Origin of the sequence: Coprococcus ammoniilyticus, from assembly GCF_025567345.1 — a bacterium.
Taxonomy (GTDB): Bacteria; Bacillota; Clostridia; order Lachnospirales; family Lachnospiraceae; genus Coprococcus; species Coprococcus ammoniilyticus.
In genome coordinates this window covers 143388-159668 of record NZ_JAOQJS010000007.1, presented here as the reverse complement: position 1 = coordinate 159668, position 16281 = coordinate 143388, and the positions used below count along the sequence as shown (strand labels likewise).

The window sequence follows — 16281 nt, the reverse complement described above, 5'->3', positions numbered from 1 at the left end:
TCAGATATCAAAATATAGAAATAACGAAATTTATTGATAGTCAAGGAGACGAGTATGGAAAAACAACATGTTACATCAGAATATGAAAAAGCAATTCAATATATTTACAGCCTGATGCAGGACGGAACCTTGCAGAACGGAAGCAAGCTTCCAACCGAACGTACGATAGCGGAGACGTTAGGAATCGGAAGAAATTCGACCAGGGAGGCACTCAGTATCCTGCATGGCATGGGAATGATCGAACGCGTACAGGGATCGGGAAATTATATATCAAAAAATGCCGGAGAGTCGATCCGTCAGATGCTTATGATGATGCTGGCACTTGGCAGTATCACGAAATCCGAGGTCTGTGAGTTCCGTTGTACAATGGAAAAGTCTGTATGCAGTATGCTGATCGAGAAAGGAATACCATTTGAGTGTCAGGTGCTTCTGGAGGATAATCTGGCAAGGATGGAGCAGGTGGATGGTTCCGAACTGGTTAGCGTGGATAAGGAATTTCATGAATTGCTGATCCGGGCAACAGAGAATGAACTATTTTCGATGATCATGGAGGCGGTTATGATCGTTTATCGGGAATGGATCGATCTGGTGCTGCGCCGTGTGAATACAAAAGAAAAGGCAAACTTGCTTAATTATCACAAGCAGATCTATAATAGTGTATTGGAACGTGATGAAGCAGCCATGAAAGCGGCGGTAGACGGGCATTATCATCTGATCAGCCAGATGCTTGCATTGTAGGTGAGTAGAGGTAATATATAAGGAGGAGGTAAGAGAGTATGATCGTAACACTTGGAAGACAATGTGGATGTGCCGGAGATGAAGTTGGAAAAAAATTATCGGAGCTGTTAGGGATTCCCTTTTATACGAAGCCAGAACTGATCGCACTTGCAAAAGAAAAGAAAATTTATGAAAAGTATCCAATGTATTTTGGTGAGCAGCCGGTAAATGCGATGATCAGTTCGGTTGCGGATGATTTCTGTCCGAAGAATCAGTATGATACACCGAAACGGGCATTGTCAGCAATGTTTGGCGGACAGAGTTTTATTATTATAGGACGTGCTTCGAATTATGCCTACCGGGATGATAAGGATGCTGTCCGGGTGTTTCTGTGCGGAGATAAGAAGCAGCGGGCGCATCATATCGCAGGAAAGCATAAGATCTCGGAGCGAAAGGCTATAGCGCTTGTTGAAAAGACAGATGAGAAACGGCGTGGTTATCACAGATATTATACCGGAGAAGAATGGGGCTATGCAGAGAATTATGATCTGTGTATAGACGCGGTACGACTGGGTGTTGATAAGACGGCGGAATTGATCGCAGACTATGTAAAGCATGTCGGAGGGAGATAAATGACAACGAGAGAAGAAGCGCTGGCATATGGACTGTCTTTTCCTGATACATATCAGCAGGCGCCATTTCATGATCCGAACTGGCAACTGGTGCGTGTGAAAGGAAGCAAGAAGGCATTCCTGTGGACATATGAGAGAGACGGATATATTAATCTGAATGTAAAGGTCGATCCGGAATGGCGTGATTTCTGGCGGAGCGCATTTGACGCGGTGATACCGGGCTGGCATCAGAATAAGGAGCATTGGAATACGATCATTCTGGATGGAAGTATTCCGGATCAGGATGTGAAACGGATGATCGCAGAGAGTTATGATCTGGTGACAACCAGTCCATCAAAGAGAATCTATGAGGCTGTGAAAAAGATTCCAGCCGGAAAGGTTGCAACCTATGGTCAGATCGCGGAGCTTGCCGGGGATAAGAAGATGGCGCGTGCAGTGGGAAACGCGCTTCATAAGAATCCGGATCCGGAGCACATTCCCTGCTTTCGTGTGGTAAATGCAAAGGGTGAATTATCCGGAGCATTTGCATTTGGCGGAAAGAATGTACAGGCAGATCGATTGACGGCAGATGGAGTTACAGTTGTCGATGGACGGGTGGATATGGAGAGATTTGGAATAAAGATCTTAGATGGAGAAATCATATAAAAATATATAAGTGAAAAATGATTTATATGCAGGAAATGACCGTTCAAATACAAAGGTTATTTGAAACAGAAAACAAGTCATTTTTGCAAGACTACTGTACAGGCAGGGGGAGGCAGTATATAATATATCCGTAATTCCAACATGGGGATTTAAATGAGGTTTGGGATACATATATAACCAGAGACTTGTCGGGGGCGATAGTCTCTGGTTTTTTTGTTTGGAATGCATATTTTACGGAGTGGAAGTTAATTATTTTGTAATTCCGTTTGAATGTGTAAGATTTGCAGGCAATTCTTTATTTGAAAGGAAATAAAAATGTCAGAATATCAGTATGTAGAGCATGAATTTGCTCCGGTATATAATGAAGAATCACAGGTGCTGGTTCTTGGCAGTCTGCCATCGGTGAAATCCAGAGAGCAGGGCTTCTACTACGGACATCCGAGAAACCGTTTTTGGAAGGTTGTGGCAGCTGTACTTGGTGTACCGGAACCCTTGACGATAGAAGAGAAAAAACGGATGCTGCTTGCCGGTCATGTGGCGGTCTATGATGTGATCCGGGCTTGTGAGATCATCGGTTCCAGTGACAGCAGTATTCGAAATGTGCTTCCTGCAGATATTAAAAGCATTGTAGCACATACTCCAATCCGGGCAGTTTTTACAAATGGTAAGACTGCCGGCAGATTATACAAAAAATATCAGGCGGAACATATCGTTCTTCCGATGATCGAGCTGCCATCGACAAGTCCGGCAAATGCAGCGTTCTCGTTGGAACAACTGGAAGAAATATGGAAATCGGAGATTGGTAAATATTTGTAAAAGTATTTTACAATAGTGACGCTGACATATAAAAAGAACAATATTTTACATTAATTATACACAACTTTACAGATTCATCAGATGGTTTTACCTGTGTATGATAGCGGGCGTTTTTTTGTATGATATACTGCATCCAGACCAGAATTTTCTCATGCCATTAGTTTATTTTTAATTTTACAAAATTCTGGTGGGTGTGGTATAGTAAGGATAACTTTTTTTCTGATGAACAATAGACGTGGAGGTTACAAGAAAATGTCTCAGATAACGAAACGTGCGTTGGAAGCATCACTGAAGAAGCTTCTTACAAAGAAGCCGCTTGATAAGATAACGATAACGGATATCACGGAAGACTGCGGCATCAACCGAATGACATTTTACTATCATTTTAAAGATATCTATGATCTGGTAGAGTGGGTGTGTGTGGAGGATGCAACGAGGATACTGGGTGAGAATAAAACCTATGATACCTGGCAGGAAGGCTTCCTTCGTATCTTTGAAGCGGTGAGCGAGAATAAGACATTTATGATGAATGCATATCATTCGATCAGCAGAGATCAGGTAGAAAAATATCTGTACAGTCTGACGTATGATCTGATGATCAAGGTCATCGAAGATAAGGCGAAGAATATGCAGGTGCGGGATGAAGATAAGAAGTTCATTGCTGATTTTTACAAATGCTCCTTTGTCGGTGTGTTGCTTGAATGGATTGAGAATGGCATGAAGCGGGATCCGCATGTGATCGTGGATAAGATGGGACTGGTGATGCATGATAATATTACCAGAGCACTGGAAGCGTTTCGGACGGATGCCTTTCACAAAAAAACAGAGAGCTGACAGATACATTGAAAAAACAATGTGTCTTATTTTTCAGACCGGTTATCCCATCAAAACAGGGGAAATGATAAAATTTTAGACAGAACAAGTACCGTGAATATATTTTTATCACGGTACTTTTTTTGTTTATTGAGGGCAAAAACGGGGCATCTTATAATAAAGACAGTTTTTGAGATAACCGGTCTGTTTGCAGGCAGGCTGTATAGATTGGAGGTAATTCGTATGTATTACGCAAGTGGAAATTATGAAGCATTTGCCAGACCAAAGAAGCCGGCGGGTGTGGATCAGAAATCGGCATATATTATAGGTTCGGGACTTGGTGCATTGGCGGCAGCCTGTTTTCTGGTAAGAGATGGACAGATGAAAGGCTCACATGTACACATTCTGGAGAAAGACCCGATTCCGGGCGGTGCATGTGATGGTTATCAGTACAGCGATATTGGCTATGTTATGCGTGGCGGACGTGAGATGGATAACCATTTTGAGTGTATGTGGGATCTGTTCCGTTCGATTCCGTCCATTGAGACAGAGGGTATCAGTGTACTGGATGAGTATTACTGGCTGAATAAAGCAGATCCGAACTATTCTTTGTGTCGGGCAACTGAGAATCAGGGACAGGATGCACATACCGATAAAAAATTCGGATTATCCGATAAGGGTGCAATGGAAATCATGAAGCTGTTCTTTACCCCGGATGAAGAATTATATAATAAACGGATCGATGAGTATTTTGATGAAGAAGTGCTCAACTCTAACTTCTGGATGTACTGGCGGACGATGTTTGCATTTGAGAACTGGCATTCTGCACTTGAGATGAAGCTCTATATTAAGCGTTTTATCCATCATGTCGGAGGACTGCCGGATTTCACGGCACTTCGTTTTACCAAATATAACCAGTATGAGTCCATGATTCTTCCGATGGTAAAATATCTGGAATCATTCGGTGTGGTGTTCCATTATAATACCAAGGTTATAAATGTGGAATTCGAGATCGAAGCAGGAAGAAAGCTGGCAAAGAAGATTGATATTATCCGTGACGGTGAAGCAGATGCGATCGACCTGACCGAGAATGATCTGGTATTTATCACAAATGGTGGCTGCGTGGAGAATTCTTCATACGGAAGCCAGAACAAACCGGCTGAGTTCAAGACCGAGATCCGCGAAGGCGGCGGATGGGATATGTGGCGGAAGATCGCTGCACAGGATCCATCCTTCGGACATCCGGACAAATTCTGTTACGATCCGGAGCAGTCAAACTGGATGAGTGCAACGGTAACGACTTTGGATGAAAAGATCCTTCCGTATATTAAGAATATATGCAAGAGGGATCCACTTTCCGGCAAGGTAGTTACAGGTGGTATCGTGACTGCAAGAGATTCCGAATGGCTGCTTTCCTGGACGATCAATCGCCAGCCACAGTTTCGTAATCAGCCAAAGGGTCAGGTGCTTGTATGGGTATATGGCTTATTCTCGAATAAACCGGGTGATTATGTAAAGAAGACCATGCGGGAATGTACCGGTAAGGAGATCTGCGAAGAATGGCTCTACCATATCGGAGTACCGGAGGAGAAAATACCGGAGCTTGCTGAGCACAGCGCAAACACAGTGCCGGTTATGATGCCGTATATTACAGCATTTTTCATGCCGCGTGAGAAAGGTGACCGCCCGGATGTTGTACCGGAGGGCGCGGTAAACTTTGCATTTCTTGGACAGTTTGCAGAGACAGCAAGAGATACGATATTTACGACCGAGTATTCGATCCGTACCGGTATGGAGGCAGTATATACTCTGTTGAATATCGATCGTGGTGTGCCTGAGGTCTGGGGCAGTGTCTATGATGTACGGGATCTGTTAAATGCGACCGTAGCGATCCGTGATGGCAGAAAGATCACGGATATGAAGCTTGGACTGAAAGAGAAGATCGCAATGAAGGAGCTTTTAAAGGCGGTAGAAGGAACCGATGTCGAGAAACTTCTCCGGGAGCATGGAGCGATATAAATACAAGATCTGTATATAAAGAAAGTCTCACGATATAATATAGTGAAAGAAAACAAAGCATCTGCTGATGTATGGACTTTATATAGTTTATGGATCAGCAGATGTTTTTTATATGGACAATGCAGACCATGACGGATAAACTGTCATGCATGACAAATTTATATATTTATTTTTTATATGCAGTGATATAATACAGGTATCTGCAAAATCTGCAGAAGGAAGGAATAAAAAATCAGGAGGAAAATGAATGAAAAGACATTTAAAAAAAGTAGTATTGGCAATGATCGCATTTGTACTGTGTGGAGTAATGAATGTGACAGGTTCCAATGTAAGTCTGGCAGCAACAGACGTTGAGACGGAGCAGACGGCGGAACTGGAAGCAGCATCAACCGTAAAGCATGTATCAGCGAGAAAACTGTATCATGCAGGTGACTATCTCTACATAGAAACCTCAAAGGGTGTACTTGCGTATAATATGAAAAAACAGACTGCAAAGTATGTTGTAGAGAGTGATGGTGTCAGTGGAGTTTTGGTACACAAAGGATATCTGTATTACAACCTTTATCAGGACAGCCAGATGAGTATCTATAAGATCAAGGCTGATGGAAGTTCAAAGCCAAAACAGATCTGTAAAAATGGAAGACTTGGTTTTATGAAAAACAACCGACTTTATTATGGTCATTCCGGTTTATGTTCTATGAAACTGGACGGAACTGATAAGAAGCGTCACATGAGGGTAAAAGATGATGCAAATGGAAAGGTATTCTATTATAAGGGCAAATATTTCTACAGTGTATTTCCGTATATGACAGAATCCTATTCCGTTGACACAAAATATAAGCATAAAAAGAAATACCCGGCAGGAAATCAAACGGTTTGCAATGCATTTGTCAGAGCTTTTGATGATATGCAGTTTAATGAGAGCCTGACCGTCAGGGGATATCAGTATGGTACTTTGATCAAAAACGGAAAAAGCTCAAATTCCATTTATAAATTTGGAGATTCTTATTATGGAAAGAGTACGGGCAGAACTTCCAAGAAAAAGATCTACCAGTCATCCAAGAAGAAGGTATACGTTCTGGCAGCATGTCCGGGATATATCATGTTTGCGGAAAGCAATCAAAAAGCAAGCTATGAAGATGGAACTGTAAAGATCATCAATGTAAAAGGTAAGGTTGTCGCAACATTAAAGAAGAGTCAGAAATAGAACATATATAAAACAGAAACTATAAAAAAACAAATGCTCTGGCAGAGGTGTGGTTTGCCAGAGCATTTTTTGGATTGTACGATAATGTACAAGCGGAAGGACTGCCACATGGCAGATTCCTGTGTTTTGGTTGTGTTTAGAGATGTGTATTATTATTTATTAAACAAGTGCTTCGCCAAGTGCAGTACAATCAGCAAGACCTGCTTCATCCGGTGTTTCATGGCAGATCAGTGGAGCTGCTGCGAATACAACGCCATCAGCCTGGCACTGAGCTTCCCATGTATCCATCCATTCGCCGCTTCCCCAGCCATATGAACCGAAGATGGCGATCTTCTTACCGTTTAATGCCGGTTCACATTCAGCGAACATTGGCTCAAACTCGCTTTCTTCTAAGACTTCAGCACCCATAGCAGGGCAGCCAAATGCGATCGCATCATAGTTATCTACCATATCTGCAGTAAATTCTGCGGATGTTAAAAGATCACATTCTGCACCTTTTGCTTTTGCACCTTCTGCAACAGCCTGTGCCATTAATGCTGTATTACCTGTGCCACTCCAATATACAACTGCAACCTTACTCATAGTAGGTTCCTCCTTATAATTCATGTATTTTATATTTAGAGATCTCCGCACGAAAATGCTTACGGGAATCCCCTATATTCATTTTGTTATGTGGACGCCATGTGCATAAATACTTATTTCGTTATGCTGATGCTGTTTTCATAAATATTTATGCAGCAACCGTCAACTGCCAGATGGTTCGTCCCTGATGCCAGAGATTTGCATAGATCTCACGGCATTTTTTAAATTTGGCAAATGTTTTCTGGGCCTCACCCAGATCTCCGTATACCTTCCAGTCGCCCATGCCCTTGCAGTTGCTTCCGTGGTATTTGATAAATCCGAGAACATCATTTAACGGGTAGCCAAGGAAGACACCGATCTCATGCGGAAATTCTTCCGAACCATGAAGACGTGTACGAAGCTGTTCAAGCATTTGGTCGATTGTTCCTGCCTGATATCCTGTGCTTACAAGAAAAGAGAGGATCTCCGGTCTTGATAATTCGCGGCCCATAGCATCCGGTCTGTAGACATAGATCAGGGCAGTTTCAGCATTTTCCCGGAGGATCGTGATCCGGATCCCTTTTTTCTGAAATTGTGCATCCCAGACAGCCACACTTTCGTATAATTCTTCTCCGGAAGAAAAACGATAAAGAAACAGGCTGGCAGGTTTTAAGGACGCCAATGTAGGCGAACAATGTGTGATCAAATATTCTTCAAACATAATCTGAAACTCCTGTAACATTAAATCATCAAATGCGACAGTGTTAGTATGTGTCGTTTCAGAGCCGTTCATACAACGGTTAGCCGCACCTAACTCATGGCTGCATTATACGGTGTGTTCTTGTAAAAATCAAGCGAAATACGTGATAGAAATTCTCAATTAATTCGACGTATTTTTGTTGACGACAGTGGCTATAACGTGATATTTTTTAGTTGGTTAGAAAAAACTAACTAAAATCTTGTGAATAGAGGAATTGGATAATGATGAATTATTTAGAAATCGAAAAAGTAATTGGACGAGAGATTATTGACTCAAGAGGAAATCCTACAGTAGAAGCAGAAGTTATTCTTGCAGATGGTACTGTCGGACGTGGAGCTGCTCCAAGTGGTGCATCAACAGGTGAGTTTGAAGCATTAGAGCTTCGTGATGGCGATAAGGATCGTTTTGGCGGTAAGGGCGTTCAGAAAGCTGTTGAAAATATCAACACAAAAATTAATGACGTATTAGTTGGAATGGATGCATCTGATACATATGCTATAGATCAGGCAATGATCAAGGCAGACGGAACAAAGGACAAGTCAAATCTGGGTGCAAATGCAATCCTTGCTGTATCAATCGCAGCAGCAAGAGCAGCAGCTATTTCACTGGATGTACCTTTATATCGTTTCTTAGGCGGTGTAAGCGGTAACAGACTTCCGGTTCCTATGATGAACATTATCAATGGTGGATGTCATGCATTATCATCCGGTCTGGATGTTCAGGAGTTCATGATCATGCCGGTTGGCGCTCCTTCATTCAAAGAGTGTCTCAGATGGTGTGCAGAAGTATTCCATGCACTTCAGGCAATCTTAAAGGAAAGAGGACTTGCTACATCAGTTGGTGATGAGGGTGGATTTGCACCTGCACTTGCATCTGATGAAGAAGCAATCGAGACAATTCTCGAAGCAGTTAAGAAAGCCGGATATGAACCGGGTAAGGACTTCAAGATCGCTATGGATGCAGCTTCATCCGAGTGGAAGACAGGCACGGTTGGCGAGTACAAGCTGCCAAAGGCTGGTACAGTATATACATCAGAGGAACTGATCGCTCACTGGAAGAGACTGGTTGAGAAGTACCCGATCATCTCCATCGAAGATGGTCTGGACGAAGAAGACTGGGAAGGCTGGAAGAAGCTTACAGCAGAGCTTGGCGACAAGGTACAGTTAGTTGGTGATGACCTTTTCGTTACAAATACAGAGAGACTTGCAAAGGGTATCGAGCTTGGCTGTGGTAACAGTATCCTGATCAAGTTAAACCAGATCGGTTCTGTATCAGAGACATTGGAAGCAATCAAGATGGCTCACAAGGCCGGATACACAGCTATCTCATCGCACAGATCCGGTGAGACGGCAGATACAACAATCGCAGATCTTGCAGTTGCTTTAAATACCTGCCAGATCAAGACCGGCGCACCATCCAGATCCGAGCGTGTAGCTAAGTACAACCAGCTCTTAAGAATTGAAGAAGAGCTTGGTGCTTCAGCCGTATATCCGGGTATGAAAGCCTTCAATGTAAAATAATTATTGTCATATATTTTCCTCAAAAAAATATGAATAAATGGTATGGGAGACGTAAGCTTTGCGTCTCCCATATTTTATATGTAAAATAAGACCTGTAAGTAGAGTTTTTCACTGCCAGGTGGTATAATTTTAAACAAGTCATATTATGTTGAAAAGATTCGATGGTTGTGATTACAGACATCGGATCAGGATAATGGGAGGGCATATGAGTCGAATACTGATCATAATAGCAGTCTTACCGGCATTGATCCTGCTGGGTTTTATATATATGAGAGACCGGAAAGAGAAGCCGCCGGTCAAATTAATGGTATTGCTTCTGGCACTTGGTGCAGGTACGATCATTCCGGCAGCGATTGCAGAATTTATCGGGCAGTTAATCGTTGCACAGACAGATACGGATCATCAGACGATGCTGCTGGTGCTCTGCTTTCTGGTGATCGGAATTGTGGAGGAGCTTGGAAAATATCTGGTAACGGTCTGCACTACATGGAAAAGCAGAGAATTTCAGCACAGCTATGATGGAGTTATTTATATGGTCTGTGCATCGCTTGGCTTTGCTATATTGGAAAATATCTTATATGTTGCTTCAGGCGGAATCGGAACGGGCATCCTCCGGGCATTTACCGCTATTCCACTTCATTGTACGGTAGGTGTTATCATGGGTGCACTTTATGCGAAGGGCAGAGAAGCGGCATATGCAGGTGACCGTGCGGGTATGATCGGATTTATGGCATGGGCATATATCGTGCCGGTATTTATTCATGGCTTATATGACTATCTTGTGATGGCGGCATCGTATGGATATATTTCGGAGGCATGGGTATTCCTGATCCTTGGAGTGATGTATGTACTTTCAATTTTTCTGATCTTTTACTGTTCAGCGCATGACCGCAGAATTGACGGCAGACCGGAGACTGCAGATTATGGGATGTACCGGATGGATTTTCGTAGACCGGGCAGAAGATATTATTATCCAGATCAACCGGATTACCGGGCGGGTTATCCGGGCTATCCGGGTGGTGATACATATGGTCAGGCCGGAGGATATATGCAGAATACAAATTACACCCCATACAATGGTGGTTATACACAGGGGATGAATCAGTATCCGGGTAATGGCTATGTGCAGGGGATGAACCAGTATCCGGGTAATGGCTATGTGCAGGGGATGAACCAGTATCCGGGTAATGGCTATGCGCAGGGGATGAATCAGTATCCGGGTAATGGCTATGCGCAGGGGATGAATCAATATCCGCAAACTGGAGTGAATCCATATCGGCAGCAGGAGAATCCCGGATCACAGAATTATTCTCAGAGTTATACGTCGAATGGCACTGGTACGGATTATGGCATGACAGGGTACAACGGACAAGGGCAGAAATAAGACGGGAATTGTGGCAGAAACGCTGAATATGCCGCACGTTTTGATGGAAGATACATATGATGAATATATAGGAATCCATATAGCAGGAACATTTGCCAGGGGGTGAAATGATGAGATTTCACAACATACCGGTTCGCGATATCATGCAGGAAGCAGTCCGCTATGGCGGGGTGATCGTGGACGTTCGTACCGAAGAAGAATTCCTGAGAGGACACATACCGATGGCAGTCAATGTACCATTGTCGGATATCCAGTATGGTAATTATAATCTTCCTAAAAATAAAGTGCTGCTCACATATTGTCAGTATGGAGGCGGCAGTGCATTGGCAGCGAGACTGCTATCGCAGGCAGGATATAAGGTGATCAATACCGTTGGGGGAATCGTACAGTATAAAGGAGCATTGACGAAAAACCGCTGACAGAGGGTGTAACTAGCCATTATGAAAGAGAAGAAAATGTGGTTTGAAAATGAGAATAACAGAATAGATCGATCCCGGACATGACAGAACCTGTTAAGGAAGTGCATGACCGGGATTTTTTTGTTTAATTTACTTGTGGTGGCAGGGGGAAGTATGTATAATATGGACAGGGTAATTGGCGGGTATCACAGGATATTCCGGAGGTACTTATTTTTTTAGAAAAGAAAGGATATAGGGTAAATGAGAAAAAGAATTTTAGGAACGATCATTGCGGCAGGTTTTTTTGCAGTAGCAGCATTTGCAGGGGCAAATGGACTGGCAGAGACACAGGCGGCATGTGAACATTCACAGGTGAAGGATGGAGCCTGTGTGGATTGTAATGATCCGGTAGAATGCATCGAGGTAGAGGATGCAAGTGGAACAGCAAAGGGCACTTATTCTAAACTGGAAGATGCAGCGGCGGCTGCCGGAAACGGTGATATACTGAAGCTTCTATATAATTGTGAGAGTACATCAACATATATTGATGCGGGGAATAAGAATCTTACGATTGATCTGAATAAGAAGGAGTTAAAGGCTGTTCATTTCGATATCATGGGCTCGCTTGTGATAGAAAATGGAGAATATAGTGGCTATATCAGGAATGCAGCGACAGGGAATGAACATACATTAACATTTGAAAATGTGAGAGCAGATCTTACGCAGCTTGGATGGTATGCAAAGGGTGGCATTAAACTGGTAAACAGCAATATAGAACAGCAACATGATGGTGCAGCATTTACAGAATGGTGGCTTGAAAAGCTGCAGATGGATCAGACATCTGTTTATAAGATTACAAATTCGCCAAGCGGACTAAGCAATTATGGGTTGCTTTCATTAGATGAAGCTGTGGGCGGTATTGAGGAATTTCTTCCGGCCGGATACACATTGGATGGACAGCCGAATTCCTATAATACGATATTAGATGAAACAGGCACAAAGGCGAGAAGCGTAGAGCTTCGTTACCGCCGGCTGACAGATGCGACAGTTTCTGTATCCATTGCCCCGACTTCTTATGTATATGATGGAAAAGCAAAAGAGCCAACAGTGACTGTCACATACGATGGAAGAGATCTGACAGAAGGAACGGATTATACCTGTACATTTACAGATAATATCAATGCAGGAACAGCAAGCGTAAAAATAACAGCAAAGGGTAAGACTTATCACGGAGAAACCGTAAAGAATTATACGATCGATAAAGCACCACAGACAGCACCAACCGGTCTTACGACAGAAAATGAAAGTGCAAAAGGGAAAAAGGACGGTTCCATTAAAAATGTTGATGTATCCATGGAATATTCCGTTGACCAGAATGTATGGAAGCCGATCACAGCAAATACGATCACAGGCATTTCTGCCGGTGATTATTACGTCAGATATAAGGAAACAGCAAATTATTATGCATCGGGAGCAACAAAAGTAACGGTTAAAATGTCTGTTCCGGATGGTGGAACAACAGAAGACGTGACAACGGAAGCTTCTACAGATGCAACGACAGAGGATACAACGGAAGCTACAACTACGACAGAAGATCGTACCGATGATACAACGGAAGATGTAACGACAGAGTCAACGGATGATACTCAGGATGAAACGGAAGATGTGACAACAGAATCCGAAGAAGTTGTATCAACGGAGGACCAAACAACAGAGAAAACAGATGCCGATAAGCCGGATGACCAGAAGAACACCGGAGTAAAGACAGGAGATGATTTTGCTATGAAGACAGCAGTTGCAGGTATGATCATTTCACTGGGGCTTGCCGGAATCGTTGTTATAAATAAACGCAGAAAATAAAATCAGAAACAAAGATATAAGAGAAAAGGAGTGCTGGATTTGGACAGAAATGTCTGAATCTGGCACTTGTGATTGAAAGGAAGTATATGAGCAGAATCGAATTGATCGCTCCATGTCATTTTGGATTGGAGTCAGTATTGAAAAAAGAAATCCTGGATCTTGGATATGAGATCGTTCAGGTAGAAGACGGAAGAATTACATTTGCAGGAGAAGAGGATGCGGTTGCAAGAGCAAATATGTTTATTCGTACAGCTGAACGTATCATGATCAAGTGCGGAAGCTTTAAGGCTGTAACATTTGATGAATTATTTGAAGGAACCAAGAGTATTCCATGGGAGCGGTATCTGACCCGTGATGCAAAATTCTGGGTATCCAAGGCTACATCAAATAAGAGCGCACTGTTCAGCCCATCTGATATCCAGTCCATCGTGAAGAAAGCTATGGTAGAACGTTTGAAACAGACCTACCATGTATCATGGTTCACGGAAGATGGAGCAGAATATCCGGTTCGTGTATTTATATTTAAGGATATTGTTACAATAGGGTTAGATACATCAGGAGTATCTCTTCATAAACGTGGCTACAGAAAGCTGGTTGGTAAGGCCCCGATATCAGAAACCCTGGCATCGGCACTGATCATGCTGACACCGTGGAACAAGGATCGTGTACTGGTCGACCCATTCTGTGGAAGCGGAACATTTCCAATCGAGGCTGCTATGATCGGAGCAAGGATCGCACCGGGCATCGACAGGGATTTCCTGGCTTCCGAGTGGGCGAAGGTCGGAGATAAGAAGATGTGGTACAATGCGATCGATGAAGCAAATGACATGATCGACCATGATGTGAAGATGAATATTCAGGGCTACGATCTGGATAATGAAATGGTGAAGTGTGCGATGGAGAATGCCAGAGCAGCGGGAGTGGATGAACATATCCATTTCCAACAGAGAGATGTAAAGGATCTCAGGCATCCGAAAAAATATGGCTTTATCATCACGAATCCGCCATATGGTGAACGTCTCGAGGATCGGGAGGACCTTCCGGAATTATATAAGACGATCGGGGAAAGTTTCAGACGGCTGGATGACTGGTCGATGTTCCTGATCACGTCATACAGTGAGGCGGAGAAATATATAGGAAGAAAGGCGGATAAGAACCGTAAGATCTACAATGGTATGATCAAGTCCTATTTCTATCAGTTCATGGGACCGAAGCCGCCAAAGAGAAAGTGAGACCAAATTGAAAAAGTTTTTGATAGCGGTAGCAGTTGCAATCTTGAGTGTATTGCTCTATCTGGGCTTCTTCCGGCATCCGGATGTGAGCGTGGAAAAGACCGACGGTTCGGAGGCTGCGGCCGAGGCAATGATGAAAGAGATCGTAACAAGTGCAAATGAAAAGGGTGTTACGTTATATATCAATGACAATAAGATCACAGAGGCGGAATATCAGGCATATTTCAGTGATCGGTTACAGTTGATGATCCCAATCGCAGCATTTACCGATAAACTGGATTGTCTGGTAAATGTATATGAAAACGGAACGATCACACTGGCAAAAGGTGACAGCCTTGTTAAAGTTTATGGTGATTCGGATGTGGTAAATATCAATGGAAATGCAATACAGGCAATCGACAAGCCGGAGAAAAAGGATGATATCATCTATGTGCCGGTGAATGAGATCTGCGAGGCATTAAACTACAGCTGTAATATCAATCTGGAGACAAATGCTGCGGTGTTAAAAAAGATTGCCGAGGAAGAAAAGCTTCCGGCTGCATATGACATGAGAGAACATGATCGTGTATCTCTTGTAAGAGATCAGGGTATCTATGGAACCTGCTGGGCATTTGCATCACTTGCGGCACTGGAAAGTACGATCCGTCCGGCTGAAAATCTGGTATTTTCTGTTGATCATATGGCAATGAATAACAGCTTTAATGTCAGCCCATTTGACGGTGGCGAATATTATATGAGTATAGCCTATCTTGCGGCATGGCAGGGACCGGTGCTTGAGGAAGATGATCCGTATGGTGATAACCAGACGGTAAATGGATTGTCGGCGGTAAAGCATCTGGAAGAAGCCATTATCCTGAAGGACAAGAATTACGAGGCAATCAAATCATCCGTATACAAATATGGCGGTGTGGAAACGGTTATTTACTGTGATATGAAGAATGCAACGAGTAGTTCTTATTACTATAACAGAAACCGCAGTTCCTATTATTATGATGGAGATCAGACGCCGAATCATGACGTGGTGATCGTTGGCTGGGATGACAACTATCCGAAGGAATATTTTAATACAGAACCGGCGGGAGACGGCGCATTTATCTGCAAGAATAGCTGGGGGCAGGATTTTGGTGACGAGGGATTCTTTTATATCTCTTATTATGATACCAATATCGGTATGAACAGCGTAGTATATACGAAGCTTGGAAATAGTGACAACTACGACAAGATCTATCAGTCAGATCTGATGGGCGAGGTCGGAACGATGGGATTTGACGACAGGCCGGAGGCCTATTTTGCAAATGTCTATACGGCTGGAAAGAACGAGACATTAAAGGCAGTTTCTTTCTATGCGACAGGCCCGAAAATGACATATGATGTGTATGTTGTGACGGATTTTACCGATGTATCCGACTTGCAGCAGCGGACAAAGGTGGCATCCGGTGAAATGCAGTACGAGGGTTATTATACGATCAATCTAAATGAGGCAGTACCGCTTCCGGATGACCGGAAATTTGCGGTGGTTGTGCATGTGAACACACAGGATTCCACGATGCCGATCGCAATCGAATATAATAATGATGAGAAAACGGCGAACTTCGATATCACGGATGGCGAGGGCTATATCAGCCTGTATGGCACGAAGTGGTCGAGTGCGGAGCAGGAGAATGACTGTAATGTCTGTTTGAAAGCCTTCACGGATGTGGGGGATTGAATAGAAAAG

General features: G+C 43.2%; 15 protein-coding genes. 13 read left to right on the top strand and 2 right to left on the bottom strand.

Annotated features, from left to right (window positions below; all coding sequences use genetic code 11):
* Positions 1-54: 54 nt before the first annotated feature.
* The 7 genes from OCV60_RS12345 (at position 55) to OCV60_RS12315 (ending at position 6849) form a co-directional block, all read left to right on the top strand.
* Complete coding sequence (locus OCV60_RS12345; protein ID WP_021943649.1) at positions 55-738, top strand: FadR/GntR family transcriptional regulator; 684 nt, start codon at positions 55-57, stop codon at positions 736-738.
* 38 nt (positions 739-776) lie between these two features.
* Positions 777-1349 (top strand): cytidylate kinase-like family protein, encoded by a 573-nt coding sequence (locus tag OCV60_RS12340; protein WP_117785731.1) that lies wholly within the window; start codon positions 777-779, stop codon positions 1347-1349.
* Positions 1350-1994 carry a methylated-DNA--[protein]-cysteine S-methyltransferase gene (locus OCV60_RS12335; protein ID WP_262530263.1) on the top strand — a complete coding sequence of 215 codons (645 nt, stop codon included), beginning with the start codon at positions 1350-1352 and terminating at the stop codon, positions 1992-1994.
* A gap of 315 nt (positions 1995-2309) precedes the next feature.
* Entirely contained in the window at positions 2310-2810 is a 501-nt protein-coding gene (locus OCV60_RS12330) for a DNA-deoxyinosine glycosylase (protein ID WP_021943653.1), read from the top strand.
* Between the two features lie 252 nt (positions 2811-3062).
* Positions 3063-3644, top strand: a complete 582-nt coding sequence (locus tag OCV60_RS12325; RefSeq protein WP_161117189.1) for a TetR-like C-terminal domain-containing protein — start codon at positions 3063-3065, stop codon at positions 3642-3644.
* Between the two features lie 222 nt (positions 3645-3866).
* Positions 3867-5642, top strand: coding sequence for an oleate hydratase (locus OCV60_RS12320; RefSeq protein WP_117822271.1), 1776 nt, complete (start codon positions 3867-3869; stop codon positions 5640-5642).
* A gap of 247 nt (positions 5643-5889) precedes the next feature.
* Positions 5890-6849, top strand: coding sequence for a DUF5050 domain-containing protein (locus OCV60_RS12315; RefSeq protein WP_021943656.1), 960 nt, complete (start codon positions 5890-5892; stop codon positions 6847-6849).
* A 159-nt stretch (positions 6850-7008) separates the two neighbouring features.
* Here OCV60_RS12315 and OCV60_RS12310 read toward each other — a convergent pair whose 3' ends face one another.
* On the bottom strand, positions 7009-7431 hold the full coding sequence (locus OCV60_RS12310; RefSeq protein WP_262530262.1) for a flavodoxin: 423 nt from the start codon (positions 7429-7431) through the stop codon (positions 7009-7011).
* Between the two features lie 148 nt (positions 7432-7579).
* Positions 7580-8131, bottom strand: coding sequence for a DUF3793 family protein (locus tag OCV60_RS12305; protein WP_117822269.1), 552 nt, complete (start codon positions 8129-8131; stop codon positions 7580-7582).
* Between the two features lie 263 nt (positions 8132-8394).
* Here OCV60_RS12305 and eno point away from each other — a divergent pair, with 263 nt between their 5' ends.
* The 6 genes from eno to OCV60_RS12275 all read left to right on the top strand — a co-directional run bounded on the left by eno (position 8395) and on the right by OCV60_RS12275 (position 16272).
* On the top strand, positions 8395-9690 hold the full coding sequence (gene eno / locus OCV60_RS12300; protein WP_262530261.1) for a phosphopyruvate hydratase: 1296 nt from the start codon (positions 8395-8397) through the stop codon (positions 9688-9690).
* 205 nt (positions 9691-9895) lie between these two features.
* The gene (locus OCV60_RS12295) at positions 9896-11074 is read left to right on the top strand and encodes a PrsW family glutamic-type intramembrane protease (RefSeq protein WP_262530260.1); all 1179 of its coding nucleotides are present in this window, start codon (positions 9896-9898) and stop codon (positions 11072-11074) included.
* Positions 11075-11184: 110 nt separating this feature from the next.
* Positions 11185-11493: a rhodanese-like domain-containing protein gene (locus OCV60_RS12290; RefSeq protein ID WP_021943660.1), complete on the top strand. Its 309-nt coding sequence runs from the start codon at positions 11185-11187 to the stop codon at positions 11491-11493.
* A 240-nt stretch (positions 11494-11733) separates the two neighbouring features.
* Positions 11734-13332: a hypothetical protein gene (locus tag OCV60_RS12285; protein WP_173784068.1), complete on the top strand. Its 1599-nt coding sequence runs from the start codon at positions 11734-11736 to the stop codon at positions 13330-13332.
* Positions 13333-13418: 86 nt separating this feature from the next.
* Positions 13419-14564: a THUMP domain-containing class I SAM-dependent RNA methyltransferase gene (locus tag OCV60_RS12280; protein ID WP_118615342.1), complete on the top strand. Its 1146-nt coding sequence runs from the start codon at positions 13419-13421 to the stop codon at positions 14562-14564.
* Between the two features lie 7 nt (positions 14565-14571).
* Complete coding sequence (locus OCV60_RS12275) at positions 14572-16272, top strand: lectin like domain-containing protein (RefSeq protein WP_262530259.1); 1701 nt, start codon at positions 14572-14574, stop codon at positions 16270-16272.
* Positions 16273-16281: the final 9 nt, after the last annotated feature.

Bases quoted from the DNA above. Each gene is read 5' to 3' on its own strand.
- OCV60_RS12340 (WP_117785731.1), top strand. From the start codon at position 777: ATGATCGTAACACTTGGAAGACAATGTGGATGTGCCGGAGATGAAGTT.
- OCV60_RS12310 (WP_262530262.1), bottom strand. From the start codon at position 7,431: ATGAGTAAGGTTGCAGTTGTATATTGGAGTGGCACAGGTAATACAGCA.
- OCV60_RS12280 (WP_118615342.1), top strand. From the start codon at position 13,419: ATGAGCAGAATCGAATTGATCGCTCCATGTCATTTTGGATTGGAGTCA.
- OCV60_RS12305 (WP_117822269.1), bottom strand. From the start codon at position 8,131: ATGTTTGAAGAATATTTGATCACACATTGTTCGCCTACATTGGCGTCC.
- OCV60_RS12325 (WP_161117189.1), top strand. From the start codon at position 3,063: ATGTCTCAGATAACGAAACGTGCGTTGGAAGCATCACTGAAGAAGCTT.
- OCV60_RS12345 (WP_021943649.1), top strand. From the start codon at position 55: ATGGAAAAACAACATGTTACATCAGAATATGAAAAAGCAATTCAATAT.
- eno (WP_262530261.1), top strand. From the start codon at position 8,395: ATGAATTATTTAGAAATCGAAAAAGTAATTGGACGAGAGATTATTGAC.
- OCV60_RS12290 (WP_021943660.1), top strand. From the start codon at position 11,185: ATGAGATTTCACAACATACCGGTTCGCGATATCATGCAGGAAGCAGTC.
- OCV60_RS12335 (WP_262530263.1), top strand. From the start codon at position 1,350: ATGACAACGAGAGAAGAAGCGCTGGCATATGGACTGTCTTTTCCTGAT.
- OCV60_RS12285 (WP_173784068.1), top strand. From the start codon at position 11,734: ATGAGAAAAAGAATTTTAGGAACGATCATTGCGGCAGGTTTTTTTGCA.
- OCV60_RS12320 (WP_117822271.1), top strand. From the start codon at position 3,867: ATGTATTACGCAAGTGGAAATTATGAAGCATTTGCCAGACCAAAGAAG.
- OCV60_RS12330 (WP_021943653.1), top strand. From the start codon at position 2,310: ATGTCAGAATATCAGTATGTAGAGCATGAATTTGCTCCGGTATATAAT.
- OCV60_RS12315 (WP_021943656.1), top strand. From the start codon at position 5,890: ATGAAAAGACATTTAAAAAAAGTAGTATTGGCAATGATCGCATTTGTA.
- OCV60_RS12295 (WP_262530260.1), top strand. From the start codon at position 9,896: ATGAGTCGAATACTGATCATAATAGCAGTCTTACCGGCATTGATCCTG.